The 26,312-nt window shown below is 72.5% G+C and carries 25 protein-coding genes; 18 read left to right on the plus strand and 7 right to left on the minus strand.

The window, feature by feature from the left end; all coding sequences use genetic code 11:
- The first annotated feature begins 211 nt into the window (after positions 1-211).
- The 6 genes from BLV96_RS47375 (at position 212) to BLV96_RS47400 (ending at position 6,759) form a co-directional block, all read left to right on the plus strand.
- A complete protein-coding gene (locus tag BLV96_RS47375; protein ID WP_086675878.1) occupies positions 212-1,012 on the plus strand; it encodes an endo alpha-1,4 polygalactosaminidase in 801 nt (266 codons plus the stop codon).
- Positions 1,012-2,277, plus strand: a complete 1,266-nt coding sequence (locus BLV96_RS47380) for an ABC transporter substrate-binding protein (protein ID WP_086675879.1) — start codon at positions 1,012-1,014, stop codon at positions 2,275-2,277. The genes BLV96_RS47375 and BLV96_RS47380 overlap by 1 nt, the downstream gene beginning before the upstream one ends.
- 9 nt (positions 2,278-2,286) lie before the next feature.
- Positions 2,287-3,189 carry a carbohydrate ABC transporter permease gene (locus BLV96_RS47385; protein ID WP_167379968.1) on the plus strand — a complete coding sequence of 301 codons (903 nt, stop codon included), beginning with the start codon at positions 2,287-2,289 and terminating at the stop codon, positions 3,187-3,189.
- Positions 3,186-4,058 carry a carbohydrate ABC transporter permease gene (locus BLV96_RS47390; RefSeq protein ID WP_086675880.1) on the plus strand — a complete coding sequence of 291 codons (873 nt, stop codon included), beginning with the start codon at positions 3,186-3,188 and terminating at the stop codon, positions 4,056-4,058. Before BLV96_RS47385 ends, BLV96_RS47390 begins: the two co-directional genes overlap by 4 nt.
- Before the next feature lie 31 nt (positions 4,059-4,089).
- Positions 4,090-5,397, plus strand: a complete 1,308-nt coding sequence (gene melA, locus BLV96_RS47395; RefSeq protein WP_086675881.1) for an alpha-glucosidase/alpha-galactosidase — start codon at positions 4,090-4,092, stop codon at positions 5,395-5,397.
- Positions 5,398-5,496: 99 nt separating this feature from the next.
- A complete protein-coding gene (locus BLV96_RS47400; RefSeq protein WP_086675882.1) occupies positions 5,497-6,759 on the plus strand; it encodes a serine/threonine-protein kinase in 1,263 nt (420 codons plus the stop codon).
- Positions 6,760-6,833: 74 nt separating this feature from the next.
- On the opposite strand, the gene BLV96_RS47405 is transcribed toward BLV96_RS47400, so the two are convergent.
- Complete coding sequence (locus tag BLV96_RS47405) at positions 6,834-7,487, minus strand: TetR/AcrR family transcriptional regulator (RefSeq protein ID WP_086675883.1); 654 nt, start codon at positions 7,485-7,487, stop codon at positions 6,834-6,836.
- A gap of 93 nt (positions 7,488-7,580) precedes the next feature.
- Between BLV96_RS47405 and BLV96_RS47410 the strand changes: the two genes are divergently transcribed.
- Both BLV96_RS47410 and BLV96_RS47415 read left to right on the plus strand, forming a co-directional pair.
- Entirely contained in the window at positions 7,581-8,465 is an 885-nt protein-coding gene (locus BLV96_RS47410) for an SDR family NAD(P)-dependent oxidoreductase (protein ID WP_086675884.1), read from the plus strand.
- Positions 8,466-8,568: 103 nt separating this feature from the next.
- A complete protein-coding gene (locus tag BLV96_RS47415; protein ID WP_086675885.1) occupies positions 8,569-9,288 on the plus strand; it encodes a hypothetical protein in 720 nt (239 codons plus the stop codon).
- A gap of 277 nt (positions 9,289-9,565) precedes the next feature.
- Here the strand turns inward: BLV96_RS47415 and BLV96_RS47420 are convergent, their stop codons facing one another.
- Positions 9,566-10,483: an alpha/beta hydrolase family protein gene (locus tag BLV96_RS47420; RefSeq protein WP_086675886.1), complete on the minus strand. Its 918-nt coding sequence runs from the start codon at positions 10,481-10,483 to the stop codon at positions 9,566-9,568.
- Positions 10,484-10,542: 59 nt separating this feature from the next.
- Here BLV96_RS47420 and BLV96_RS47425 point away from each other — a divergent pair, with 59 nt between their 5' ends.
- Positions 10,543-11,070, plus strand: a complete 528-nt coding sequence (locus tag BLV96_RS47425) for a helix-turn-helix domain-containing protein (protein ID WP_086675887.1) — start codon at positions 10,543-10,545, stop codon at positions 11,068-11,070.
- A 10-nt stretch (positions 11,071-11,080) separates the two neighbouring features.
- On the opposite strand, the gene BLV96_RS47430 is transcribed toward BLV96_RS47425, so the two are convergent.
- The 5 genes from BLV96_RS47430 to BLV96_RS47450 form a co-directional block, all read right to left on the minus strand.
- The gene (locus BLV96_RS47430) at positions 11,081-11,755 is read right to left on the minus strand and encodes a response regulator (RefSeq protein ID WP_086675888.1); all 675 of its coding nucleotides are present in this window, start codon (positions 11,753-11,755) and stop codon (positions 11,081-11,083) included.
- Positions 11,752-12,897 carry a sensor histidine kinase gene (locus BLV96_RS47435; RefSeq protein ID WP_244181000.1) on the minus strand — a complete coding sequence of 382 codons (1,146 nt, stop codon included), beginning with the start codon at positions 12,895-12,897 and terminating at the stop codon, positions 11,752-11,754. Before BLV96_RS47435 ends, BLV96_RS47430 begins: the two co-directional genes overlap by 4 nt.
- A gap of 38 nt (positions 12,898-12,935) precedes the next feature.
- Entirely contained in the window at positions 12,936-14,489 is a 1,554-nt protein-coding gene (locus BLV96_RS47440) for an alpha/beta fold hydrolase (protein ID WP_086675889.1), read from the minus strand.
- Positions 14,490-14,634: 145 nt separating this feature from the next.
- A complete protein-coding gene (locus tag BLV96_RS47445) occupies positions 14,635-15,999 on the minus strand; it encodes a glycoside hydrolase family 10 protein (protein WP_086675890.1) in 1,365 nt (454 codons plus the stop codon).
- A 138-nt stretch (positions 16,000-16,137) separates the two neighbouring features.
- On the minus strand, positions 16,138-17,139 hold the full coding sequence (locus BLV96_RS47450; protein ID WP_086675891.1) for a PaaX family transcriptional regulator: 1,002 nt from the start codon (positions 17,137-17,139) through the stop codon (positions 16,138-16,140).
- A gap of 119 nt (positions 17,140-17,258) precedes the next feature.
- On the opposite strand from BLV96_RS47450, the gene BLV96_RS47455 reads away from it, so the two are divergent.
- The 9 genes from BLV96_RS47455 to BLV96_RS47495 all read left to right on the plus strand — a co-directional run bounded on the left by BLV96_RS47455 (position 17,259) and on the right by BLV96_RS47495 (position 26,301).
- Positions 17,259-18,176, plus strand: coding sequence for a transporter substrate-binding domain-containing protein (locus BLV96_RS47455; protein ID WP_086675892.1), 918 nt, complete (start codon positions 17,259-17,261; stop codon positions 18,174-18,176).
- Complete coding sequence (locus BLV96_RS47460; protein ID WP_086675893.1) at positions 18,173-19,048, plus strand: amino acid ABC transporter permease; 876 nt, start codon at positions 18,173-18,175, stop codon at positions 19,046-19,048. The genes BLV96_RS47455 and BLV96_RS47460 overlap by 4 nt, the downstream gene beginning before the upstream one ends.
- Positions 19,045-19,830 carry an amino acid ABC transporter ATP-binding protein gene (locus BLV96_RS47465; RefSeq protein WP_086675894.1) on the plus strand — a complete coding sequence of 262 codons (786 nt, stop codon included), beginning with the start codon at positions 19,045-19,047 and terminating at the stop codon, positions 19,828-19,830. The genes BLV96_RS47460 and BLV96_RS47465 overlap by 4 nt, the downstream gene beginning before the upstream one ends.
- Positions 19,827-20,966 (plus strand): CapA family protein, encoded by a 1,140-nt coding sequence (locus tag BLV96_RS47470; RefSeq protein WP_086675895.1) that lies wholly within the window; start codon positions 19,827-19,829, stop codon positions 20,964-20,966. Before BLV96_RS47465 ends, BLV96_RS47470 begins: the two co-directional genes overlap by 4 nt.
- Entirely contained in the window at positions 20,963-22,201 is a 1,239-nt protein-coding gene (locus BLV96_RS47475; protein WP_091390456.1) for a CaiB/BaiF CoA transferase family protein, read from the plus strand. The genes BLV96_RS47470 and BLV96_RS47475 overlap by 4 nt, the downstream gene beginning before the upstream one ends.
- Positions 22,198-23,208, plus strand: a complete 1,011-nt coding sequence (locus BLV96_RS47480) for a 2-hydroxyacyl-CoA dehydratase family protein (protein WP_091390458.1) — start codon at positions 22,198-22,200, stop codon at positions 23,206-23,208. The genes BLV96_RS47475 and BLV96_RS47480 overlap by 4 nt, the downstream gene beginning before the upstream one ends.
- Positions 23,205-24,428 (plus strand): 2-hydroxyacyl-CoA dehydratase family protein, encoded by a 1,224-nt coding sequence (locus BLV96_RS47485; RefSeq protein WP_086671282.1) that lies wholly within the window; start codon positions 23,205-23,207, stop codon positions 24,426-24,428. Before BLV96_RS47480 ends, BLV96_RS47485 begins: the two co-directional genes overlap by 4 nt.
- Positions 24,429-24,490: 62 nt before the next feature.
- Positions 24,491-25,363, plus strand: a complete 873-nt coding sequence (locus BLV96_RS47490) for a transporter substrate-binding domain-containing protein (protein ID WP_244181001.1) — start codon at positions 24,491-24,493, stop codon at positions 25,361-25,363.
- 11 nt (positions 25,364-25,374) lie between these two features.
- On the plus strand, positions 25,375-26,301 hold the full coding sequence (locus BLV96_RS47495) for a poly(ethylene terephthalate) hydrolase family protein (RefSeq protein WP_086671284.1): 927 nt from the start codon (positions 25,375-25,377) through the stop codon (positions 26,299-26,301).
- The last annotated feature ends 11 nt before the right edge of the window (positions 26,302-26,312 follow it).

Consider the following 26,312-nt stretch of genomic DNA (forward strand, 5'->3'; position numbering starts at 1 on the left):
TTCTGTCCATAATGGGCAGTAATCAAGCACTATCGAGCACTTGACATGCCAGGTTCTGCTCGCTTTACTGCTGTGCACGTCGGAACGGACGCCCGACGTCAGAGGTACGCCCAGCCGGTATGTCGGCCGTCGCCGCGAGCCCGGACTGAGTCGCCAGGACGTGCTCGTGGTCCGAGGCGGGGTCGTGCCCACCACCATCCGGAGTTCGAGGATGCCCCTTCCCCGCGTTCAGTTCCTCACCGGAGCCGCCCTGGCCGTCGTGGTCCTGGCCGGCACCGCCTGCTCCGCCGACGCGACCCCGGCGGCCGCCGTCACGCCGCCGCCGGTCAAAGCCGGCTTCGACTACCAGATCGGCGGGGCCTACACCCCGGCGAGCGACGTCAAGGTCGTCAGCCGCGACCACACGGCCCAGCCCGCCGCCGGGCTCTACAACATCTGCTACGTCAACGCTTTCCAGGCGCAGCCCGGCGCCGAGGGGGAGTGGGGCGACCTGCTCCTGCGGGACGCGAACGGCAAGGTCGTCATCGACGAGGACTGGGACGAAGCCCTCCTCGACCTGCGCACCGCCGACAAGCGCACCCGCGTCGCGGCCAAGGTCGACGCCTGGGTCGACGACTGCGCGGCCAAGGGCTACCAGGCGATCGAGCCCGACAACTACGACAGCTTCACCCGCTCGCGCGGCCTCCTGTCCGACGCGGACGCCCAGGCCTACATCCGCCTGCTCTCCGCGCACGCCCACGCGAAAGGCCTGGCGATCGCGCAGAAGAACACCTCCGAACTGTCGGATCAGCGCCAGGCCAACGGTCTCGACTTCGCCATCGCCGAGGAGTGCGGGCAGCAGAAGAACTGCGGCGAGTTCACACCCGCGTTCGGCGACCACGTGATCGTCATCGAATACACCGACGGCGGCCTCAAGACCGCCTGCAGCCGGTGGGGTTCGCTCAGCATCGTCCGCCGCGACCACGACGTCGTCCCGAAGGGCGAAGCCGGCTACGTCCGCAAGACCTGCTGATGGACCGGCGGGGATTCCTCCGCGGCGCCGCCGGGCTCACGCTCGGCGCCGCCGTGGCCGCCTGCGGCCCGGCCCGGAGCACCGGCGGGCCGGTCACCGTCGAGGTCTGGCACGGCCAGACCGACACCGGCAAGAAGGTCCTCGACGCGCTCGTCGCGGACTTCCACCGGACCCACCCCGGGATCCGGATCGACCTCGGCGGCGGGGTGCTCGCCGACGCGATGCTGCAGAAGGTCACCGCGGCGCTCGCGTCGGGGTCCTACCCGGACGTCGCGTACGTCTTCGGTTCGGACCTCGCGAGCGTCGCGCGCAGCCCGCAGGTCGTGGACGTCACCGACCTCGTCGACGCCGGGCCCGGGTTCTGGGCACCGGCCCGGGAAGCGGTCACCGTCAACGGCCGCGTGCGGGCGGTCCCGGCGTTGCTCGACTCCCTGGCCGTGGTGTGCAACAAGGCGTTGTTCGCCAAGGCCGGGCTCCCGCTGCCCGCCGCGGGCTGGACGTGGGCCGATTTCGTCGGTGCCGCACGGAAACTCACCGACCCGGCCGACGGCACCTTCGGCACCGCGTGGCCCGCCACCGGCGACGAGGACACGGTCTGGCGGATATGGCCGATGGTGTGGGACCTCGGCGGCGACGTCATCGGCGCGGGCGGCCGCGGCATCGGGTTCGCCGACCAGGGCGTGCGGGCCCTGGAGGTCGTCCGCGACCTCGCCGCGGCGAAATCCGTCTACCTCGACCCGAAAACCGGCAGCGAGCAGATGTACCAGGCGTTCGAAGCCGGCCACATCGGGATGGTCCCGACCGGCCCGTGGCAGCTGCCCGACATCACCGACGCGGGGGTCGACTACGCGGTCGTGCCGCTGCCCACCTTCAGCGGCCGCCCGGTGACCATCTCCGGCCCGGACACCTGGACGCTCTTCGACAACGGCGAGGAGCGCGTCGAGGCGGCGCGCACGTTCCTGTCCTGGCTGGCGGACCCGGCCCAGGACGTCCGCTGGGACGACGGCGCGGGCAGCCTCCCGCTGAGCCCGCAGACCAAGGACCTGCCCGCCTGGCAGGAGAAAACCACGGAAACGCCGGGCCTGCCGGTGTTCGTCGACGCGCTGGCGAACGCCCGGGTCCGGCCGGTGCACCCGGCCTACCCCCAGGTGTCGGCGGCCGTCGGCACCGCGATCGTCGCCGTGCTGCTCGGCCAGGCGAGCCCGGCCGACGCCCTGCGCGACTGCGCCGCGGCCGCGAACGCCGCCCTGATCATCCCACGCTAGGGAGCCGCCATGCCCGGACTGCCGAGTCCGATCACCGTGCCGAGACGCCACCGCGAAACCGCGGCCGCGTGGACGTACGTCTCACCCGCCGTGCTCATCATCCTGGGCCTCGGCGTGGTGCCCGTCGTCTGGTCGCTGCTGCTGTCCTTCCAGGCCGACGACCTCGTGACGCCGAGCCGGTTCGTCGGGCTCGACAACTACGCCGCGCTCGCCCAGGACCCGCACTTCGGCCAGGCCGTCGGCAACACCGTCCTCTACACGGTGCTCTACGTCCCGCTGAGCATCCTCTTCGGCTTCCTGCTGGCCCAGGCGCTGAACCGGCGCATCCGGCTGATCGGGGTGTACCGGACGCTCGTGTTCGTCCCGTTCGTGCTCTCGGCGACGGCGCAGGGCGTGCTGTTCTCCTTCATCCTCGACCCGCAGTTCGGCGCGGCGAACTCGCTGCTGCACCACCTCGGCGTTTCCCCGCAGGGGTTCCTGACCGATCCGGCGCAGGCGCTGCTGGTGCTCGTCGGCATCACGCTGTGGAGCGGCACCGGCTTCTGCGTCGTGGTGTACCTGGCCGCGCTGCAGGACGTCCCGCCGTCGCTGGTCGAGGCCGCGCGGCTGGACGGCGCGGGCACCTGGCGCGTGCTGCGGCACGTGACGCTGCCCGCGGTGCTGCCGGTGACGGCGTTCCTGGTGCTGTGGCAGCTGATCACGTCGCTGCAGGTGTTCGACCTCGTGTACGTGACGACCAAGGGCGGCCCGCTCGGCTCCACGACGGTGATCGTCTACTTCGTCTGGGAGCAGGCGTTCAAGAACTTCACCGCCGGCTACGGCGCGGCCTCGGCGTACGTCCTGGCGCTGGCGTTGCTGGTGGTCGTGCTCGCCGTGCGCCTGGTGCGCCGGCCCCGCAAGGCACTCCGGTGACCGCCCGGATCGACAGCGTGCCCGCGCCGCGCACGCTGCCCGCGTTGCGCCGTCCACGGTTGCCGTTCAGCGCCTGGCATCTGCTGCTGCTCCCGCTGGCGCTCGTGTTCGCCGCGCCGCTGGTGTGGCTGCTGCTCAGCTCGGTGATGAGCAACGCCGAGATCAACCGGTTCCCGCCGTCGCTGTGGCCGTCCCGAGTGGACTTCGCGGGTTACCGGTACGTCCTCGAGAACGCGCTTTTCCTGCGCTGGATCGGGAACTCGCTGATCGTGTCGGCGGTGACCGTCGTGTCGAACCTGTTGTTCGGCGCGCTCGGCGGGTACGCCTTCGCGCGGATGCGGTTCGCCGGCTCGCGCGTGCTGCTCGGCCTGATGATCGCCACGATGGCGATCCCGTTCCAGCTGACCATGATCCCGACGTTCCTGGTGATGAAGAAGCTCGGCCTGATCGACAGCCTGGGCGCGCTCATCGTGCCGTCGCTGGTCACGCCGTTCGCGGTGTTCCTGCTGCGCCAGTTCTTTCTTTCCTTGCCGCGGGAACTGGAAGAAGCGGCGTGGATCGACGGCTGCTCGCGCCTGCGGGTGCTGTTCACGATCGTGCTGCCGTTGTCGCGCCCGGCGTTGAGCACGGTGGCCGTGCTGACGTTCCTGAGCACGTGGAACGACCTGACCTGGCCGCTGATCGCGCTCAACCACGACACGACGTACACGCTGCAGCTGGGCCTCACCACGTTCCAGGGCCAGCACCACACGAACTGGGCCGCGGTGATGGCGGGCAACGTCATCACCGTCCTGCCGGTGCTGCTCGCGTTCCTCGGCGCGCAGAAGACGTTCATCCAGTCCATCACCTCCAGCGGGCTCAAGGCCTGACCACCCACCGTGAACCACCGGATCGGATCCCATGACCGCCAAGATCACCTTCGTCGGCGCCGGCAGCGTCGTGTTCACCCAGGGCCTGCTCGCCGACCTGTTCGCCTACCCGGAACTGGACGGCGTCCACGTCGCCCTGCACGACATCGACCCCGGCCGGCTCGCGACCGCGCTCGCCGCGGCCCGGCGCATCGCCGACGTGCGCGGGGTCAAGCCGGTGCTCACCGCGCACCTCGACCGCCGGGAAGCCCTGACAGGCGCGGACTTCGTCGTCAACATCGTCCAGATCGGAATGGGCGAGGCGACCCGCACGGACTTCGAGGTCCCCGCGCGCTACGGCCTGCGCCAGACCATCGGCGACACCCTCGGCATCGGCGGGATCTTCCGCGCGCTGCGGACGTTCCCCTTCCTGGCGGAGCTGGGCCGCGACATCGCCGACGTCTGCCCGGACGCGTGGCTGCTCAACTACACGAACCCGATGGCGATGAACGTCCAGTACCTGACCGAGGCGACCGGGCTGACCCGGGTCGTCGGGCTCTGCCATTCGGTGTACTGGACCGTGCACGGGCTCGCCGAGCTGGTCGGGGTGCCGTTCGAGGAGGTCACCTACGTCGCCGCCGGCGTCAACCACCAGGCGTGGGTGCTGCGGTTCGAGCACCGGGGGAGCGACCTCTACCCGCGGCTGGCCGAGCTGGCCGAGACCGACGCGCAGCTGCGGCGGCGCGTCCGGTTCGACATGTTCCGGCGCCTGGGCTACTACCCGACGGAGACCAGCGAGCACTCCGCCGAGTACGTCCCGTGGTACCTCGGGCACGACACCGAGGTCGAGCGGCTGCGGCTGCCGATCGGCGCCTACCTCGACATCGTCGCGGAGAACGAAGCCGAGTACGAGAAGACCCGGCACGCCATCGCGGCCGACGAGCCGCTGCCCGTCGAGGGCACGAACGAGTACGCGCCGCAGATCGTCCACAGCCTGGTCACCGGCACGCCGCGGACGGTGTACGGCAACGTCGTCAACCGCGGCCTGATCGAGAACCTGCCGGCCGGCGGGGTGGTCGAGGTGCCGTGCCTGGCCGACGGCACCGGCGTCCGGCCGACCCGGATCGGCGCGCTGCCGCCGCAGCTCGCCGCGCTCAACCGGACGTACCTGAGCATGAACGACCTGGTCGTCCGCGCGGCGGTCGAGGACGACCCGCGGCACATCCGCCACGCCGCGATGACCGACCCGGCCACGGCGGCCGCGCTGCCGGTCGAGCGAATCTTCCAGCTGTGCGACGACCTGGTCCGCGCGCACGGCGACCGGCTCCAGCCGGGCCTGCGCGCGGTCCTCGGCAGTTGAGCGTGCCCGCCCGGTGAGGCGTAGGGTGTGGGCTCGTTCCGCGGTTCAACCAGCAGCCGTCGCCCAGTGTTCGCACTCAGCCCGCGGAGGTTGCCGCCCATGCTCGGTGAGCACGACGGCGACAGCCCGACTTCGCCCCGGTTCTCGCTCGACATCGGTGACGCGCGGCCGTGGTGGGCCCGCGACGAGCCGCCGGAGGTGATCGCCGGGCGCTACGAGGTCGGCGGCCTGATCGGCACCGGCGGCACCGCCCGCGTCTACCAGGCCTACGACCAGCGGCTGCGCCGCGACGTCGCGATCAAGGTGTACGACCGGGGCGCGGTGGCCGTCGAGCGGCTGCGCCGGGCCCGCGAGAAGACGATCCAGGCGAGCATCGACCACCCCCGCGTCGTGGCCCTGTTCGACAGCGGCACCGACGGCGACCGGCCGTACCTGGTGATGCAGCTGGTGCACGGGGAGAACCTCGCACAACGCCTGCTCGCCGGCCCGCTGCCGGCCGCGGAGGTGACCGAGCTGGCCGCTCGGCTCGCCGACGCGCTGGCCCACGTCCACGACCGGCGGATCGTGCACCGGGACCTCAAGCCCGCCAACGTCCTGCTCGGCGGCGACGGCCCGCTGATCACCGACTTCGGCATCGCCCACGAGCTGGAATCGACGCACGTCACCGGGTCCGGCCTGGTGACCGGCACGGCCGCGTACCTGGCCCCGGAGCAGGTGGCCGGCGAGCCGATCGGCCCGGCGGCGGACGTCTACGCGCTGGGTTTGATCCTGCTGGAGTGCCTGACGGGGGAGCGCGAGTTCCCCGGTACGCCCGCGGAGTCGGCGACGGCGCGGCTGAACCGGTCGCCCCGCGTGCCCGCCGGCCTGCCCGCACCGCTGGCCTCCGTGCTGGAGCGGATGACGGCATTGGAACCTGCGCGGCGCCCGACGGCCGCCGAAGTGATGCGGCTGCTGCGGGAGCCGCACGTGCCAACCCTGGCTCCGGTGCCCGTCCGGCGGCGGCGCCGGCTGGCCGCCGCCGGTGGCCTCGCGACGGCGGCCGCGGCGGTGCTGCTGGGCGTGCTGCTGACCCGGCCGGACGCCGCGGCTCCCGATGCCGGCCGGGAGCCTGTCGGCGGCTCGGTCACGCCGGGCAGCCCGGTGCAGCCGCCGCCTTCGGTGCCGGCGACGCTGCCCGCGTCGACGGTGTTGATGGGGTCGCCGCAGGGCGGGGCCTCGGTGACGTCGGAACCGGTGGCCGCGCCGCCGCCCGCGCCGGTGACATCCGGTGCCGCGCACAGCGAGAAAGCCGAGAGTGGCAAGGCGAAGGGCAAGACGCGGGGAAACGGCCCGGTGAAGGGCAAGGGGCAGGGCGGCCCCTGAGCCTTCACGGCTCTGTGCTGCCGAGGGTGGCGAGGCGCGCGGGAAGGGCAAACGGCAGGCGACCCCCCGAGCCGTCACGGCTGCCGCGTCACCCCCACGGCGACCGCGCGCAACAGCGTCGTGAGCTGCTCGCGGAACCGCAGTGCGCTGTGCGCCCACCGCGGTACCTCGTCGTACAGCCGGCGCAGGGTCGGCGACGGCCGGGACAGCTGGAACAGGTAGGCCGCGCAGCTCATCGCCGCCGTCAGGATCGTCCGCGCGCCCTCGGCGTCCAGGCCCTCGCCGGCGTCCGCGAGAGCGGCCGTCATCGCGTCGAAGGATTCCGAAGCCGCGGTCTTGTACCGGCGCGCCCGCTCCAGCCGGACCGCGCCCTCCAAGCTCAGGCCGACGTGCGTCTGCAGGTCGCAGAACAGAGGGAGCGCGTCGAGGGAGCCGGCGACCACGTCGGCGATCTCGAGCGCCGTCAGCCGCCGGCCGCCGAGGTCGCCGATCAGGCGCTCGCGCCACTCCGGCCAGCCCTGCTCCGCCAGCTCGAGCAGCAGCTCTTCGCGGGATTCGAAGTACCGGCGCAGCGCCGACGGGTGCAGGCCGACGCGGTTCGTCACCTCCGTGAGCGTGACCTCGCGCACGCCGCGGTCGGCCGCGAGCTCGCGCGCGGCGGTCAGCAGGGCCGTCTTGCGGACCTCTTTGTCCTGGTCGGAACGGGCGCGCCGGCGGGTCGGGGGCATGCCCCCACGATAACGCAAGCGCTTTGACTTAACTCGGAGCCCGGCGTACGGTCGGTTTAACGCAAAGGCATTGCGTTAACTGAGGAGCTTCCCATGAGTTCAGTGTTTTTCGTGACCGGCTCGTCGCGCGGCCTCGGCCGGCGGATCGCCGAGCGGGCCCTCGCCGCCGGGCACCGCGTCGTCGCCACCGCCCGCGACCCGCGTTCCCTGGCCGACCTCGCGGACCGCTACGGCGACCGCGTCCTTATCGAGCGGCTGGACGTCACCGACGCGGCGGCCGCCGAAGCCGCGATCGCCGCCGGGGTCGCCGCGTTCGGCCGGATCGACGTCGTGGTCAACAACGCCGGCCAGGGCGACCGGGCGTCCCTCGAGGACACTTCCCTCGACGTCTTCCGCCGGCAGGTCGAGACGAACTTCCTCGGCACCGTGTACGTCACCAAAGCCGCGGTCCCGGTGCTGCGCCGGCAGGGCGGCGGCCGGATCATCCAGGTCTCGTCCGTGGGCGGGCGCGTCGGCAGCCCCGGGATGACGGCGTACCAGTCCGCGAAGTGGGCGGTCGGCGGGTTCAGTGAGGCCCTTTCCGCCGAGGTCGCGCCGCTGGGCATCAAGATCACGGTGCTCGAACCGGGCGGGATGCGCACGGACTGGGGCGGCGCGTCGATGGCGACCCCGCCGATCAGCGAGCCGTACGAGGCGACGGTCGGCGCGTCGGCGCGCGCGATGGCGGACTTCGAGAAGCACGCGAACAGCGACCCCGCGAAGGTCGCCGACCTGGTGCTCACGGTCGCGGAGCTCGACGAGCCGCCGCTGCGCCTGCTGGCCGGGAGCGACGCCTACGAGTACGGCCGGGAAGCGTGGCGGCACCGCGTCGAGACGGATGCGAAGTGGGCCCACCTGAGCGCGTCCACCGACGACGCCGAAACCGGCGACGCGTGGCGCCGGCAGCGCGGCAAGAGCCTGCCCGACGTGCGGGCCTGACGACACCGAAGGGTGGTCGGGGGTTCCGGACGGCGGATTGCGGGTAGCCCGGTGGTGTGAGGCTGAGCAGGCCCTGCCTGCGGGACTAGTGAGAGGTGAGCACATGAGCCAGGGCGATGCTCCGGTCGGGCGATCCGTGAAGACGGCGGCGGCCGGCGTACGTGACCTCGCGGCCGAGGCCGCGCGGGTGGGTGCGGCCGCGGCCGCACGGGCGGTGGAGATCACCGACCGGAAGCTGACCGAAGGCGCGGACGAGCTCGCGAAGGTCGGTCGTTCGGCGACCAAGGACTTCGACAAGAGCACCCGGACTTCGCGCCGGGACGTGCGGAAGCACTCGGTCGCGGCCCGCGACGAGGTGCTGAACCGCGCGGTCAAGCTGCGCGACCCGGGCCGCAAGGCGGCTCAGGCGCTGGCGACGGTGGCGGGCTCGGCGAACGAGTCGAACCGCAAGCGCCGCAAGGCGGTGGCCACGGCCAAGCGTGATCTGGCGGTGGCGCTGCAGGAGGCCAAGACGGTGGCGCGCGGAGAGCGCACGCGCCGGGCCCGGTGGCCGTGGCTGGTGGCGTTGGGTGCGGTGGCGGCGGCGATCGTGGCCGTGACGAAGGTGAAGCGGTCCAACCCGTTGGCGGAGGAGAAGCCGGCTCCGGCTCCTACCCCCGCGCCGGCTCCGGTCCCCGCGGACAAGACGGTGACCCCGGCGGACCAGGCGGTCCCGCCGGTCCCGGCGAAGCCGGAGCCCCCGAAGCCGGCCACGTCCAAGCCGGTCAACGGCAACGGCCAGGCGGCCGCGGGCAAGGGCAAGAGCGAGCACAAGTCCCGGTGATCCGGGTCCGGCCGGGGCGCCACCTCGATGGGGGTGGCGCCCCGGCTTTCGCACGCCCGCACGCGGCGGCCGGCGAGCGCGGGATCGACAACGCCATGCGCCGCGCACTGAGGAGGCGGACCGCGGGCAGGCGCTGGCCATCGGCGCGGGATCGGCCACGCCGTGCGCCGGGGAAGCCGGCCGAGGCCGGTACCGGTTGCCGGCGAAGCCGATCAGCTCGTCCGCCGCGGCCGCGAGCGCAGGATCGACCGCGCCGCGCGCCGAGTAACCCGACCGGTCACCTGAGCCGGTCGGCGAGCCACCGGGCAACGCCCTCCAGCAAGTCGTCCTCGACCGGGCGGCGAAGCAGCCCGCGGTAACCGAACACCGTCCCCGCACCATCAGTGCGCCGGAGAAGGTGCGTCAAATCCGGAACCCGCCGGACCTGGGCCCCCGGCACCAGCTTCGCGATCACGTCCAGATCACCCGGATCGACCTGCGCGTCCTTCTCGCCCGTGATCGCCAGAACGGGAACCCGCACCCGGCTCAAATCCGCCCGCGGGTCGTAAGCCAGCTGCTCCCGCCACCACTTGGCGTTGACCCGGACACCGCCGATGCGCGCCGCATCGGTCGTGGTCGCCGACACCCGCGCCAGCTGCTTGGAAGCCGCGCGACGCAGCACCGGCAGCAGCGGGCGGACCAGCCGCGGCATCGCCGCCGCGAGGCGGCCACCCTGCCACCGCACCGCCGCCTCGCCGGGACGCGCGTACCCCGCCAGCAACACCGCGGCCGCGGTGGGGACGTGCGCCGCCAGCCACATCGCGTGGACCGCGCCTTCGCTGTGTCCCAGCACCCCCACCGAGCGGACCTGCGGGTGCGCGCGCAACGCCTGCAGTGCCGCCGCCGCGTCGGCGCGGTTGTCCAAGAACCCCACCGTGTGCCAGTCGCCCGGGGTGGCTCCCACGCCACGACGGTCGTAGCGCAGGGAAGCGATGCCGTGCCGGGCCAGCGTCGCCGCCAGCGGACGTCCCAGGTCCATCCGCAGCCGGCCGGCGTTGGAGTCGCGGTCGAGCTTGCCGGAGCCCGGGAGGCACAGCACCGCGGGGTGCGGGCCCGGCCCGGTGGGCAGGGTGAGCGTGCCCGCGAGCGCCACGCCGTCCGCGGCCGGTGCCGTCAGTTCGATCTCCCTCGCCACCGTGGTCTCCGTCCCGATCATCGCCGACCTCCATCGTTATCAGTTTTGATAAAGGTATCAGCTTGGGTAATGATGTGTCCATGACGACGCTCGACCTGCTGCTGCACCCGGTCCGCCTCCGGATCCTGCGCACGTTCCTGGACGGCCACCCCGCCACGACCGCGCAGCTGCGCGAGCGGCTGCCGGACGTCCCGCCGGCGACGATGTACCGGCACGTCGCGGCGCTGGCGGCCGCCGGAGTGCTCGAGGTCCTCGACGAGAAACGCGTCCGCGGCGCGGTCGAGCGCACCTACCGGGTGTCGTGGCAGCACACCGAAATCGCCCCCGAGGTCCGCGCCACGATGACCACCGAAGACCACCGGCGCGCGTTCACCGCGTTCGTCGGCGGCCTGCTGGCCGACTTCGACCGGTACCTCGCCGGCGCGGCACCCGACCCGGCCGCCGACGGCGTCACCTACCAGCAGGCCGCGGTGTGGCTGACCGAAACCGAGATGGCCGAGCTCGTGGCCGAGATCCACGCGGCCGTCGCGGCGCGGATGGGCCGGGACGCCGGCGACGGCCGCACCCGCCGGATGATCAGCCTGGTCGGCGTCCCCGCCGAAGCCTGAGCGGCGTGCGTCACCCCGCGGCGCTGACCAGCCCGGTCCGGTAGGCCAGCACCACGGCCTGCACCCGGTCCCGCAGGTCCAGCTTGGTGAGGATCCGCGAAACGTACGTCTTCACCGTCTCGACGCCCAGCACCAGTTCGGCCGCGATCTCGGCGTTCGACAGGCCGCCCGCGATCAGCTTCAGCACCTCCAGCTCGCGCGGTGCGAGCCGGTCCAGCGGCCCGCCGGTGGGCGTCACCGGCTGGACGCGGTCGGCGTAGCGGCCGATCAGCGTCCGGGTCACCGCGGGGGAAAGCAGCGATTCGCCGCGGGCGACCGTGCGGACGCCGTCGGCGAGCTCGTCCAGGGGAGCGTCCTTGAGCAGGAACCCGCTCGCGCCGGCCCGCAACGCGTCGTAGACGTACTGGCCGACGTTGAACGTCGTGACCACCAGGACCTTCGCGGGCTTCACCGCCTGGGGACCGGCGACGCGGCGGGTCACCTCGATCCCGTCCAGCAGCGGCAGCTGGATGTCCATCACGACGACGTCGGGGCGCAGCCGGCCGATCTCGGTGAGCGCGTCGCGGCCGTTTTCGGCCTGCCCCACCACTTCCATGTCTGGCTGGGCGCCCAGCACGGCCACGTACCCCGCGCGGATGAGCTGCTGGTCTTCGCAGATCAGCACCCGGATCGGGCCGTCGGTCATCGTCCGCTCCGCACCGGCGGGCCGGCCACGGGGAACTGCGCGCTGACGCGGAACCCGTCCGCCGAAGGCCCGGCGGCGAACCGGCCGCCGAGCGCGTCGACCCGCTCGCGCAGCCCGGCCAGCCCGCGTCCGCCGGAGCCGAGCTCGCCGGGCTCGGTCGCCGGACCCCGGGTGGTCACCTCGATTTCGAGGAGGTCGGCACCGTAGCCGACGCGCACGGTCGCGGGCCGCCCGGCGGCGTGCTTGGCGGCGTTGGTCAGCGCTTCCTGCACGATCCGGTAGGCGGTGAGCTCGGTTTCCGCGGGGAGCTCGGGGCGTTCGCCCGCTTCGACGAGGTCGACCACGCGGCCCGGTTGCTCGACGAGCCCGGGCAGGGCGCTCAGACCCGGCGTGCGCGCGCCGGTCGCTTCGAGCACGCCGAGCAGGAACCGGAGTTCGGTGAGCGCCTCGCGGCCCGAGCCGGTGATGGCGGCGAACACTTCGGGGGCGGTGCCGGGCGGGAGGTACTGCGCGGCGTCGGCCTGGACCACCATGGCCGTCACGTGGTGGGTGACGACGTCGTGCAGTTCACGGGCGAGCCGCGCGCGTTCGTCCGCCGCCGCGGCACGGGCGGTGAGCCGCCGGCGTTCGGCCTCCTGCCGCCTTCGCTGCCGCACCAAGGCACCCAGCGCCCAGAACAGGGCCAGCACCACGTAGTAGACGACGTAGGTCAGCAAGTCCGTCGGCGACCCGCGCAAGGCGACCAGGACCGCGAAAGCCACGTACCCCACCGACACTGCCGCGGGCAGCGCGCGGCGGAACCGTTCTTCCCGCGCCCCGGCCGAATAGAGCGCGAAGTACAGGGCGAGGCTGCCGAACGTGGGGGAGTGGGCGAGGACTTCGTGCGTCCCGAAGCAGAGCGCGATGATCGCGAGGGTGAGCGCGGGCCACCGGCTGCGCACCGCCAGCGGGAGCGTCTGCCCGAGGACCAGCAGCGCCGCCGCCAAACCGCCGTCGTGCCGGGGCAGATCGCCGAACTGGGCGCCGACCATGGCGAGCTGCGGCACGAACGCGGCGGCGGTGACGGCCGCGGCCAAGGCCCCGTCCCGGACCTCCGGGGTGACGTTCGCCCAACGGTCGCGCAGACCTCCCGGCTTCGGCATGGCCGGGAGCCTAGCGACTCCCGGCCCCGGCCGGGCCGTCAGTGCACGGCGACGTCCGTGCAGTCGAGGTCCCGCTCCGGCAGCCGCCCGGTGTCGAGGAAGCTCACGGTCGCGTTGTCGGCGCAGGCCGAACCCTCGTGGTAGACGTAGTGCCCGCCGTTGCCGACGCCGACGAAAGCGGCGCGGTCGCCCAGGATCCGGCGCAGTCCCGTGCCGGAGTCCCACGTCGTGGCGTGGTCGCGGCGGTTCTGCAGGATCAGCGTGTTGCGCGGGCCGTTGTTCGTCACGGCGACCGGCTTTTCCACCGGCTGCGGCCAGAACGCGCACGGCCAGATGTTCGCCGGCATGCCCGCGGTCAGCGGCCAGGCCTTGCGGTCGGCGGCGGTCGCCTTCGCGTAGCCGGCGACGTCGTGGGACCACTCGGCGTCCCCGCAGGTGAGCGCCAGGAACATGGTCGCCTGGTTGTCCGCGGGCACGCCCGGGGCGGCCGGGGAATCGGCGAAAACCTGCTTGAGCACCTGGCCGTCGGCTTCGGTGAGGTGGCCGTCGGCGAGGTCGGCGGCAGCCTTCCACACCTGGGCGAGCACCGGCAGGGTGTCGTTGTGCAGCAGCAAGGCGTAGGTGACGCCGCGCAGCAGCGCCCCGTTCACCGACTGCGGCGTGCCGGGCACCGGAGCGGGCTGGTGGTCGAGCCGGTCGGCGAGCGCGAGGTAGGTCCGGGTGACGTCGGCGGGGGTGGCGCCGAGCCCGAGGGTGGCGTTCTGCGCGGCGGCGACGGCGGCCGCGTCGGGGAACCGTTCGGCCATGCCCTTTCCCCAGCTCTGCGCCTCACCGGCCCAGACGTGCGCGGGATCGACGTTGCCTTCGAGGATCACCCGGTCGGCCCGGTCCGGGTAGAGCGCGTTGTAGACGGCGCCGAGGTAGGTGCCGTAGGACTGGCCCCAGTAGGAGATCTTGGCTTCGCCGAGGGCTTCGCGGACGCGGTCGAGGTCGCGGGCGGTGTTGGCGGTGGTGAAGTAACGCAGGTTGTCCCCGGCCTTGGCGGCGCACTTTTCGGCGGTGGCGCGGGCGGCCCGGACGTTCGCGTCGATCGAGCCGTCGGCGGCGGGGTAGGGGAAAAGGCCCGCGACACCCGGGTTTTCGAGGCCGCAGCTCTGCGGGGTACTCGTCCCGACGCCGCGCGGGTCGAAGCCGATCAGGTCGTAGCCGTCCAGGACGGGCTTGGGCAACGTCGGCGCCATCGCACTGGGCGTGTCGAGCCCCGGCAACGCGGGACCGCCGGGGTTCAGCAGCAGGACGCCGTGGCGCTTCGCCGGATCGGCGGCGCTCAACCGGGAAATGACGACCTCGATCGACGTGCCGTCCGGCCGGCCGTAGTCGAGCGGGACCTTCACCTTCGCGCAGGTGACCCGCGGATCCCGCGTCGTGCCGGGCGCCGCCGCCGGGCACGGCCCCCAGGCGAGGGCCGCGGCCGGCGGCGGGCCGGCCGGGGTGTCTTCGTCGTCCGCGCTGTCACAAGCGGCCGCGCCGAAGACGGTCAGCGTGGTGACCGCCACGGCCGCGGTGAATAGCCGGCCCCGTGTCTTGTGCATGGTGCTCGCCCTCCGATTTCCGGCACCGGCGGGCGTTTCCGCTCCGCCGGCGCGTTGACGGCGACGAAGCTATCGGGACCGGGAGGGCGAAGGCGTCACCCCGGAGCGAGCAGAACGGGTAGCTCGCCCGGGGGACAACCGCGCCTCAGGAGGCGCTGCAGCTGACGCTGGGCCAGTTGCGGTTTCCGTTGTGCATGATGGTGACGCCCCAGTTGTTGCCGTTCCCGTTGGGCGTCGCGACCAGCACCTGGCTGCTGGGCCAGGTCGCGTTGACGTTCCAGGTGGCGCTGATCCGCGCGGGACTCGGCACGGTCATGGTGACCGTCCACGAACTGGCGCCGCTGACCGAGACGTTGAGGTTGTACCGGTCGCTCCACGACTGCCCGGCCGACAGCGACGCGGTGCAGCTCCCGCCGCCCGGTGTGGTCGGAGTCGTCGGTGTCGTCGTCGGATTCGTCGGTGTGGTGGTGGGTGTCGTGGTCGTCCCGCCGCCGGAGTTGAGGACGTTGAGCACCGAGTTGTAGGCGGCCTTCTTGTTCCCGTTGCCGTCGAACAGCAGCGGGCTCTCGCTGGAGCGCCAGGAGTCGCTGTCCCGCACGCCCCACACGGTGATGCCCACGCAGCGCGCGACGTTCATGCACGCCTGCGTCAGCGCCGCGTACTGCGACGTGGACGCGTTCGTGACGTCGACCTCGGTGAGTGCGACGTCGACGCCGAGTGCGGCGAAGCTGGAGATCGTCGTCTGCAGGTTGCTCGGGACGGAGCTGCCGCCGGTGAAGTGGGCCTGCAGGCCGACGCAGTCGATCGGGACGCCGCGGGACTTGAAGTCCCGCACCATGTTGTAGACGCCCTGGGTCTTGCCGTAGTTCCAGTTGTCGATGTTGTAGTCGTTGTAGCAGAGCTTGGTCGACGGGTCGGCCGCGCGGGCGGTCTTGAAGGCGACTTCGATCCAGTCGTTGCCGGTGCTCTGCAGGTTGGACGAGCGGCGGCTGCCGTCTTCGTTGAACGCCTCGTTGACCACGTCCCAGTAGGCGAGTTTGCCTTGGTAGTGGGCCATCACCTTCTGGATGTGGTTGATCATGGCGTTGCGCAGGGAGCTGCCGCCCATGTTCTGCATCCAGCCGGGTTGCTGGGCGTGCCAGGCGAGGGTGTGGCCGCGGACCTGGGCGCCGTGCCCGACCGCCCAGTTGTAGATCTGGTCGCCCGAGGAGAAGTTGAACTGGTTCTGGTTGGGCTCGGTCGCGTCCGGCTTCATCTCGTTCTCGGGCGTGACCATGTTGAATTCGCGCGCGGCGATCGTGGTGTAGGCCGAGTTGCCGAGTTTGCTCGCGGCGATCGCGGTGCCGAAGTACCGCCCCGACTGCGCGGCGGCCGCCCCGAGGGTGCTGGCGGCGGCATCGGCGCCAGGGGCGGTTACCAGGACGGCGGCCGTCGCGGCGACGGTGGCCACTCCGGCCAGGGCCCGGGTGGCGGGTGATCGCCACCATCTGCTGCGCGAACTTCCTGCCATGGGTGGTCTCCTCAACGGCACGCATCGACGATGTTGCTTACCGTCAGCAGAAGAACACGGTCCCTCGTCGCGCCGCAAAGAGTTTCGATCGACTTTCGAACCCACGTACCCGAGCGGACGGCTCGGCAAGTGCCGCCCTTACCGGCGCCGCGCGTCGTCCAGGCGACGAGCCTCGGCCGCCTGCTCGAACGGTGTGTCGCCCGCCGGGTGGCGGTCGCCCAGGCCGGCGAACAACTCGGCCACCTTGACGGAGTCGTGGTGGGACGCGCGTTCGGCCAGCGCGGGGTCCGTGGCGGCCAGCACCTGGCGGAACCGGAGTTCGGCGAGGGGGCCGAGCCGGTCGTAGATCTGGAGGAACACCTTCTGGGCCCCGTCGCGGGCCCAGCCGGCGGGCAGCAGGCCGGCGGGCAGGTCGGGGTCGGTCTCCGGGAACCGGCGCCAGTCCACCCGCAGCTCGGTGCGCGTGCGCAACGCCTGCGCCGGGCTGATCAGGCCGGCGTCGAGGCCGGTGAGCACCTGTTCGTAGCGCTCGACGAAACTCTCGTACTCGGCGGCGAGGGGGCCGAGGTCGAACGCCGTGACCGCCGGCGCCGGTCCGGGGACCTCGGTGGCGCGGAAGACCGTGGCGCTGCCGAGGCCGAGTTCGTCCAGCGCCGTCAGCGCCGGGGCGGCGAGGTCGTGCGGGCTGATCCACACGCCGTCGTAGAGCGCGGCGAACCGCAGGACCCGCAGCCGCGAGCGCAGCGCGGTGCGCAGCCCGCGATCCTGCTCCGGCACGGAGAAGGTGACCACCGTCCACTGCCCGTCCCACTCGGGCGCGGTCGTGCCGAAGGTCAGCATCCGGTGCGTGCGCTCGATGATCACCTCGGACGTGCGGGCGGGGATGCCGTACGCCGTCGTCCGCCCGCTGCGCGACACGGTGAGCAGGCCGCGGGCCGCCAGCCGGCGGATCGCCGCCCGGGCGCTCGCCGGGCTGATGTCGAACTCGCCGAGCAGCTCGACCAGCGCGGCCGACGGGATGTGCTCGTCGCGCCAGTACCAGAAGTCGCCGAGCAAGGACGTCAGCAGCAGCTGCGGTTCGGCTCCCTGCTGTGCGCGGGGCAGCGGGCCCGTCATCGCGCGCTCACCGCCGGTGTCCATGGCCTCCATGGTGGCAGTGCGGTCCGGCCGGGCGCATCGAGGGGTTGAATCACGCGACACATCATGCGACGATCGGCACCCGATTAGCAACCTATTGCCTTCCGCAGGAAGTAACCGACATGGGTTTCTCACTTCGCCAATGGCGTCGAAGCACGCTCGCCGCGGTCGCCGCGGGACTCGCGCTGGCCGGGTGCACGGTCGACGACGGCGCGGCCTCCGCCCCCACGGCCGCGGCTCTCACGACCGACCAGGCCCTGCACGACCAGCTGCCGCAGGCGGTCAAGGACTCGGGTGTCCTCCGGTTCGCCGGCGACTCGCACCCGCCCTACCGCACCGTCGGCCCGGACGGCAAGACGGTGACCGGCATCGACCACGACTTCCAGCAGGCGCTCGGCCAGCTCTTGGGCGTGCGCACCGAAACCACGATCGTCAGCGGGCTGCCGGCCGCGCTGCAGGGCATGCTCAGCGGCCGCTACGAGGCCTTCAACGGGCCGGTCAAGGTCACCGCCGAACGCGAGAAGCAGTTCGACACCGTCACCTGGATGACCACCCGCACCGCCTACGTGATCCCGGAAGGGTCCGCCGCCGGGATCGCGAAGACGGACGACCTGTGCGGCAAGCGCGTCGCCGTGGTCACCGCCAGCGTCGTCGAGGAGCAGCTCGCCAAGCTGTCCGCGTTCTGCGAACGTTCGCGCAAGACCGCCGTGCAGGTGGTCGGGCTCGACGACACGAACGCCACCCTGCTGGCCGCGAAGTCCGGCCGCGCCGAGGCCGCCGGCATGACCCAGGCCGCCGCGATCGACGTGACCACCCAGCAGAAGGGGCAGTACGCCTACGTCACGCAGACCGAGGAACAGGGCGCCACCAAGGACAACCTCGCGCTCTACACGCCGAAGGCCGGCAAGCTCGGCCCGGTCCTGCAGAAGGCGTTCGAGGAGCTGTTCCGCAACGGCACCTACGCGCGGATCATGCAGCAGTGGGGGCTGGAGGACGTCACGGTCCCGGCGCCGATCTTCGACGCGGCGTCGGCGAAATGACCGCCGTGTCCACTGTGGAGGAACCGGCGGCGGTCCGCGACGACGTCGCCGGCGCCCGCGGCCGGTTCCGCCCGCTGCGCTGGCTGTTCGTGCTCGTGCTGGTGGTGCTGGCCGCGCAGCTGGTCGTCTTCCTGGCCGGCAACTCCCGGTTCCAGTGGGACGTCGTCGCGAAGTACCTGTTCGAAAAGAGCGTCCTGGCGGGCCTGGGCACCACGGTGCTGCTCGCGGTCGCGGCGATGGTCCTCGGCTCGCTCGCCGGCGGGGTGGTCGCGGCGATGCAGCTGAGCGGGTTCGGGCCCGCCCGGTGGGTCGCGACGCTCTGGGTCGGGCTCTTCCGCGGCATCCCGCCGCTGGTGCAGCTGATCTTCTGGTTCAACCTCGCCTACCTGCTGCCCAGGCTGTCGCTCGGCGTCCCGTTCGGCCCGGTCTTCGGGACGTGGGACGCCAACAGCGTCATCACGCCGCTGACCGCCGCGGTGCTCGGCCTGTCGCTCGTGGAATCGGCCTACCTGGCGGAGATCTTCCGCGCCGGGGTGTCGTCGGTCGACCCCGGCCAGCGCGACGCGGCCCGCGCGATGGGCTACCCGCCGGGCCAGACGCTGCTGCGGATCGTGCTGCCGCAGGCGATGCGGGTGATCATCCCGCCCGCGGGCAGCCAGTTCATCAACGTGCTCAAGGGCACCGCGCTCGTGTCGGTCATCGCGATGTCGGACCTGCTGCACTCGGTGCAGGTCGTCTACAACCGCACCTACGAGATCGTGCCGATGCTGCTGGTCGCCTGCTTCTGGTACCTCGTCGTGGTCACCGCCCTGACGGCCGGGCAACGCCGGCTGGAGCGCCGGTTCTCCCGCGGCCACCGGAGCGCCCGATGAGCGCGCCGGTGCTGCGGATCAGCGACGTCCGCAAGGAGTTCGGCGCGGTGACCGCGCTGGGCGGGGTCAGCCTCGACGTGCACGAGGGCGAGGCGGTCGTGGTGATCGGGCCGTCCGGGTCGGGCAAGTCGACGCTCGTGCGCTGCGCCCACCAGCTCGAACCGATCGACGGCGGCGCGATGTACCTCGACGGCGAGCTGCTGGGCCACCGCCGCTCGCCGGCCGGCCTGCGGCCGCTGACCGAGCGGCGGATCGCCGCCCAGCGGCGCCGGATGAGCATGGTCTTCCAGCAGTTCAACCTGTTCCCGCAGTTCACCGTGCTGCGCAACGTGACCGATGCGGCCGTCCGCGTGCACGGCCGCGATCGGTCCACTGTGGAGCGAGAGGCGCGGGAACTGCTGGAGCGCATCGGCCTGGCCGGGCGGGAGGACCACTACCCGCGCCAGCTGTCGGGCGGGCAGCAGCAGCGCGTCGCCATCGCCCGCGCGGTGCTGGTCCGGCCGCGGATCATGCTGTTCGACGAACCGACCAGCGCCCTCGACCCGGAGCTGGTCGACGAGGTCCTGGCCGTGCTCCGGAGCCTCGCCGCGGCGGGCACGACGATGGTCGTGGTCACCCACGAAATGACCTTCGCCCGCGAGGTGGCCGACCGGTGCGTGTTCATGGAAGCGGGCCGGATCGTCGAGGAGGGCCCGCCCGCCGAGCTGTTCACCCGGCCGCGGACCGACCGGCTGCGTGCCTTCCTGTCCCGCCATCTGTCCGAAAAGGAGGGTGTTTCGTGATCACTGTCGGCGCCGTCGGCGACCTCATCCTGGACGAGCCCGACCCGGAGTTCTTCCTCGCCCCGGCCGCGCCGGTGCTGAAGGGGATGGACCTGGCGATCGGGCACATCGAAGTCCCGCACTCGACCACGGCGGTCCAGCACAGCACCGACGTCCCGGCACCACCGGCGGACCCCGCGGCGCTGAAAGCGGTGGCCGAGGCCGGGTTCGACGTCGTCACGCTGGCGGGCAACCACGTGCTCGACGCCGGGGACGGCGGGCTGGCCGACACCATCGCCTACTCCCGCGCGGCGGGCCTGCGGACGGCGGGGGCGGGGGCGGACCTCGGGCGCGCCCGGCGTCCGGCGATCGTGGAGCGCGGCGGCCTGCGCATCGGTGTGCTGTCGTACAACTGCGTCGGCCCCCGCGAGTCCTGGGCCACCTCCCGCAAACCCGGCTGCGCGTACGTCCACGTGCTGACCCACTACGAGCTGGACCACGCGAGCCCGGGCGGCCCGCCGAAGATCTACACCTTCGCCGACCCGGACAGCCTGGCGGCGATGGCCGAGGACGTCCGCCGCCTGCGCGCCGACGCCGACGTCGTGCTCGTGTCGCTGCACAAGGGCGTCGGGCACACGCCGATGGTGGTCGCGATGTACGAGAGCCCGGTCGCGCGCGCGGCGATCGACGCCGGCGCGGACGCCGTGTTCTCCCACCACCCGCACATCATGCGCGGCATCGAAGTCCACAGAGGACGTCCCATTTTCCACGGGCTCGGCAACTTCGTCACCGTCACCCACGCCCTGACGCCGGGAGCGGCCGTCGGCGCGGACGAACTGCGCGCGTGGGCCGAGCGCCGGACGAAGCTGTACGGCTTCGCGCCGGACCCGGACCTGCCGTTCTTCCCGTTCCACCCCGAAAGCCGCAACACCGCCATCGCCTTCTGCCGCTTCGACGAGACCGGGCTGCACGAGGCCGGGTTCGTGCCCTGCTGGATCGACGACCAGGGCCGTCCGGTGCCGGTCGGCGGGACACCGGAAGGCGAGGCCGTGACGAAGTACGTCGAGGACATCACCCGCGGCGCGAACCTCAACGGCCGGTTCACCGCCCGCGGCACCGAAGTGCTCGTCGATCTCTCCGAGGGAGCAACTCCATGACCGACCAGCCCTTGGCCGGCCGCACCGTCATCGACCTGACCACCGCGCTCGCCGGCCCCTACGCGACGCTCCTGCTCGCCGGGCTCGGGGCCACCGTCATCAAGGTCGAAAACCCGGCCACCGGCGGGGATTCCTCGCGCAACAACGCGCCCTACGTCGGCCGCGACGGGCTGAACCTCGCCCGCCGGCACGAGGACGACCTCTCGGTGTCGATGCTGCTGCGCGGCCGCAACAAGCTCAGCGTCACCCTCGACCTGAAGAACCCGCGGTCCCGCGCGGTGTTCACCGACCTCGTCCGCGACGCCGACGTGCTGGTCGAGAACTACAGCCCCGGTGTCACCGACCGGCTCGGCATCTCCTACGACCACGTCCGCGAGATCAACCCGCGGCTCGTCTACACCTCGATCAGCGGGTTCGGCGCCCAGGGCGGTCCCGGTTCGGGCAAGGCGATGGACTCGATCATCCAGGCGCTGAGCGGCGTGATGATGACCGCCGGCGAGCCCGACGAAGGCCCGGTCCGCTTCGGCCTGCCGATCGGCGACCTCCTCGCGCCGCTGTTCGCGGTGGTCGGCACGGTGTCCGCGCTGCTGCAGGCCGAGCACACCGGCGAAGGACAGCGTGTCGACGTGTCGATGCTCGGCGCGTTGACCTCGCTGGTCGCGTGCGAGCCCTTCGACGCCTTCGACGCGGTCGGCCTGTCGCAGCGCACCGGGTCGATGGTGCCGCGGCTGGCGCCGTTCGGGATCCTGCCGGCGCTCGACGGCTACGTGGCCCTCTGCGCGCCGACCGACGCGTTCGCCCACGGCGTCCTGCGCGCGATCGGCCGGCCGGAACTGGCCGGGGACGACCGCTACCGCACGCGCGACCAGCGCGTCCGCGCGGCCGACGAACTGCACGGACTGATCCGCGAGTGGTGCCGGGAACGGCCACTGGCCGAGATCCTCGCCGCGTTCACCGCCGAAGGCGTGCCGGCCGCCGAGGTGCGCGAACCGCGGGACGCGGTCCGGGATCCGCTGGTCCTGGCCCGGGAAGAGGTCGTGCCGCTGCGGCACCCGCGCCACGGCGACGTCGCCGACCTGGCCGGGACCGGGGTGCCGATCCGCTTCTCCGCCGCCCGCGTGGCCCTCGACCGGCCCGCGCCCGGACTCGGGGAGCACAACGAGCACGTCTACCGCGAACTGCTCGGCTACACCGAAGAGCAGCTGGCGGAACTGGTGTCGGAGGCGGTGATTTGAGCACCGTCGGGTACGTCGGAGCCGACGTCCCGGTCGAGCTGATCACCGCGGCGGGCCTGCGGCCGCTGCGGCTGACCGGGACGCCGGGTGGGGACGCCACGCTCGGCGACCGCTACCTCGGCCGCGGGGTGGACCCGGTCGCCCGGTCGATCCTGACGCGGATCCTCACCGGCGCGTACGGCCCGCTCGAAGCCATCGTCGTCTCCCGCGACTGCGAAGCGTCCCTGCGGCTGTTCTACGCCCTGCGGGAGCTGCACCGGGTCGAGCCGGCGCTGGGACTACCGCCGGTGCGCCTGGTCGACGTCCTGCACCTGCCGCACCACACGACCACCCGGTACGTCCACGCGAAGATCGCGCAGCTGCGCGAGTGGCTGGGCCGCTGGCGGCCGATCGGCGACGACGATCTCGCCGCGGCCATCACCGCGCACGACACCCTGCGCCGGTCGCTCGCCCGGCTCGCCGGCCTGCGCCGGGCGAACCGGCTGAGCGGCACCCGGTTCCTCGAGATCGTCGCCGGGACCACCGCGCTGCCGGTCGCCGACGCCATCGCGCTCGTCGACGGCGTGTCCGCCGATCCGCGCGAGACCGAAGGGGTGCGGTTGTTCCTCACCGGGAGCTCTCACGACGGCCCGGGCGTGTACGAAACGCTGGAGCGCCACGGTTTCCTGGTCGTGGGGGAGGACCACGACTGGGGTGAGCTGCTGTTCGCCCGCACCTGCGCGGCGCCGACGGAACTCGCGCTGGCCGAGCGCTACCAGCACAACGGCCCTTCCGCGCCGCGCGCGTCGATCCGGCAGCGCGCCGCGCACACCGCCGAGGCCGCCCGCGCGTGCGGTGCGGAGGTTCTCCTGTCCTACGCCCGCGTCCACGACGACGCGCCGCCGTGGGACTTCCCGGAGCAGCGGGCCGCCACCGGCATGCGAGCGGTCCTGGCGGAGCGCCAGCCGTACGGCGAGCTGACCGGCGACGTCCTGGAAGCACTCCGCCCGGTCGGGGTCACGCGATGACGGCACGGCTGGCGTCCGCGACCACGGCGACCACCTACCAGCGCGAATGGTTCGCCCGGCTGCGGGCCGAGGACGGCCCGCTCGCCCTGGTCAACGCGGACGCGCCGCAGGAGATCTTCCGCGCGATGGGCATCCCGTACGTGGTCAACCAGTGGTGGGCCTCGATCGTCGCGGCGAAGCGCCAGACCCAGCGCTACCTCGGCCTGCTGCGGGAGCGCGGCTACCCCGACTACGTCGAGCAGTACAGCGCCACCTCGCTGGCGTCGGTGTTCGAGGACGACCCCGCCCAGGCGCCGTGGGGCGGGCTGCCGACGCCGTCGATCGTGCTCGGCGAGACCACCGGCGACGCGTCCCGCAAGATCTTCGACGTCTGGGACGCGCAACCCGGTGTCACCTACTACGCCTTGGAAAGCGCGGCGGAGAACGCGGTCCCGGAGCGGTGGTGGGAGCTGATGCCGCACCGCTGGGAGGAGGCCATCGGCAGCGACCGGCTGGACCTGCTGACCGGCGAGCTGACCGGGCTCATCCGGTTCCTCGAGCAGACCACCGGCCGCGTGTTCTCCGAGACGCGCTTCCGCGAGGTCCTGGACCTGGTCAACGAGCAGCAGGAGTGGAACCGCCGCACCCGCGACCTGATCGCCGCGGCCCGGCCGTGCCCGATCGCCGTCACCGACGGGATTCCCAGCGTCATGGTGCCGCAGTGGCACCGGGGCACCGAATGGGCGCGCGACGCCGCCCGCGCGTTCCACGACGAAGTGCGCACGCGGATCGACGACGGTGTCGCCGAGTGCCCGGACGAGCGGCTGCGGCTGATGTGGATCGGCCGCGGGCTGTGGTTCGACCTCGAGTTCTACCGGCGGTTCCAGCGATCGCACGGCGCGGTCTTCGTGTGGTCGATGTACCTCGCCATCGCCGCGGACGGCTATCTGCGGTACGGCGACGACCCGTTGCGCGCCCTGGCCGCCCGCTTCGCCGCCTTCGGCGACCAGCTGTACACCCCGCCGTGGTCGGCGGAGTGGTACGTCAAGGAAGCACGGCACCACGGCGTCGACGGGGTGGTGCACCTGGTGTCCGACGACGCCCGCGGCAGCTACTTCACCACCCGCGCCCTGCGCGCGGCGGGCATCCCGGTGCTCGAACTGCACGCCGACAACGTGGACGCCCGCACGGGCGGCGACCTGGACACGCGGATGGCCGCGTGGCTCGACGGACTGACCTGACCGCCTGAGAAAGGACCTCGATGAGATCCCCACTTCGCCGGCGAAGCCGAAGTGCGCTCCTCGTGACCGCCGTCCTCGGGCTGACCGCCACCGGGTGCACGGTCGGCGCCGGTTCCCCCGGCCTGGCCACCGGAACGAACCTCCCGGTGGTGCGGTCCCTGCACGAAGCGCTGCCGCAGCCGATCGAGGACGCCGGCGAAATCCGATTCGCCGGCGACTCCCACCCGCCGTACCGCACCGTCGCGCCGGACGGCACGGTCACCGGGATCGACGCCGACTTCCAGGCCGCGATCGGCCAGGTGCTCGGCGTCCGCACCCGGACCGTCGTCGTCGCCGGGCTCCCGGCCGCGCTGCAGGGCATGCAGGCCGGCCGGTACGACGCGTTCAACGGCCCGGTCAAGGCGACCGCCGAACGCGAGAAGCAGTTCGACACGATCACCTGGATGACCACCCGCACCGCGTACGTGTTCCCCGCGGACTCGACGGCCGGGATCGCGCGGGTCGAAGACCTCTGCGGCAAGCGCATCGCGGTGGTGACCGCGAGCGTCGTCGAAGAGCAGCTGAACAAGCTGTCCCGGTTCTGCACGGACAGCAAGCGCAAGGCGACGCGGACCGTCGGCCTCGACGACACGAACGCCACGTTGCTGGCCACCCGCTCGGGGCGCGCGGACGCCGCGGGGATGACCGAGGCCGCGGCGATCGACGTGACCCAGCGCCAAGGCGGGAACAAGTACGTGACCCAGACCGAAGCGCAGGGGGCGACCAAGGACGACCTGGCGTTGTACGTCCCCAAGTCGTCCGGCTTGGGACCGGTGCTGCAGCAGGTGTTCGAGGAGCTGTTCGAGAACGGCACGTACGTCGGGATCATGTCCCGCTGGGGGCTCACCCAGGTCGCGGTGCCGAAACCGGTCTTCAACGCCGCCACCCCGAGGTGAAAGGACGTTCGATGGGACACGCCTGGCTCAAGCCCGCTCTGGTCGCCGCCGTGACCGTCCTCGTCGCGGTGACCGCCGCGACGGTGCCCGGTGCCCCCGAGGCGGAGGTCGCGGCCCCGCCCGCGCCGCCCGCGGCCTCGGTGTTCCACCCGGTGGTCCGCGAACCCGCCGCCCGGACGGGGGACTACGCCGCCGAGTACACCGTCTACCGGCCAGCCGACCCGGACCGGTCGCGCGGGCGCCTGCCGGTCGTGGTGTTCGGCAACGGCGCGTGCCGGCACACGAGCAACGACGAGCTGCTCACCCTGGAGACGCTGCTCGCCGCGCACGGGTTCGTCGTCGTGGCCGTCGGCGGGTTCGACGAGCCCGCCCTGACCGAGAACGGCAGCCCGGAACCGAAGGTGATCCTCGACGCGATCACCTGGGCGGAACGGGAGAACGACCGCCGGGGGAGCGCGCTGCGGACCAGGCTCGACACCCGCCGGATCGGCGTGGCCGGGCATTCCTGCGGCGGCATCGAGGCCCTCGTCGCCGGAGCGGACCCGCGGGTGAAGTCGGTGCTTTCGCTCGACAGCGGGTTCTTCGCCGACGGCACCCTCGGCTACGGCCGGGAGAACCTGCGGAAGCTGCACACGCCGGTCCTGTTCGCCGACGGCGGTCCCGCCGACGTCGCCTACCCGAACAGCGGGGCCGGCTACGACCTCGTCACCGTCCCCGCGGTCCGGGTCACCGATCCGGCGGCCGGGCACACCGGGTTCGTCTACGGCCGGCGCGACGGCAACCCCGACCCGAGCGTCCGCGAAGAGGCGGTGCGGGTGCTCGTCGACTGGTTCGACTTCACCCTCAACGGCAACCGCACCGCGCGCGGCTACTTCCTCGGCGCGGGCTGCGGGCTGTGCACCACGTCCGGCTGGACCGTCACCGCCAAGAACTTCTGACAGGAGCGATT

It is taken from the genome of Amycolatopsis pretoriensis, assembly GCF_900107925.1.
Classification (GTDB): domain Bacteria; phylum Actinomycetota; class Actinomycetes; order Mycobacteriales; family Pseudonocardiaceae; genus Amycolatopsis; species Amycolatopsis pretoriensis.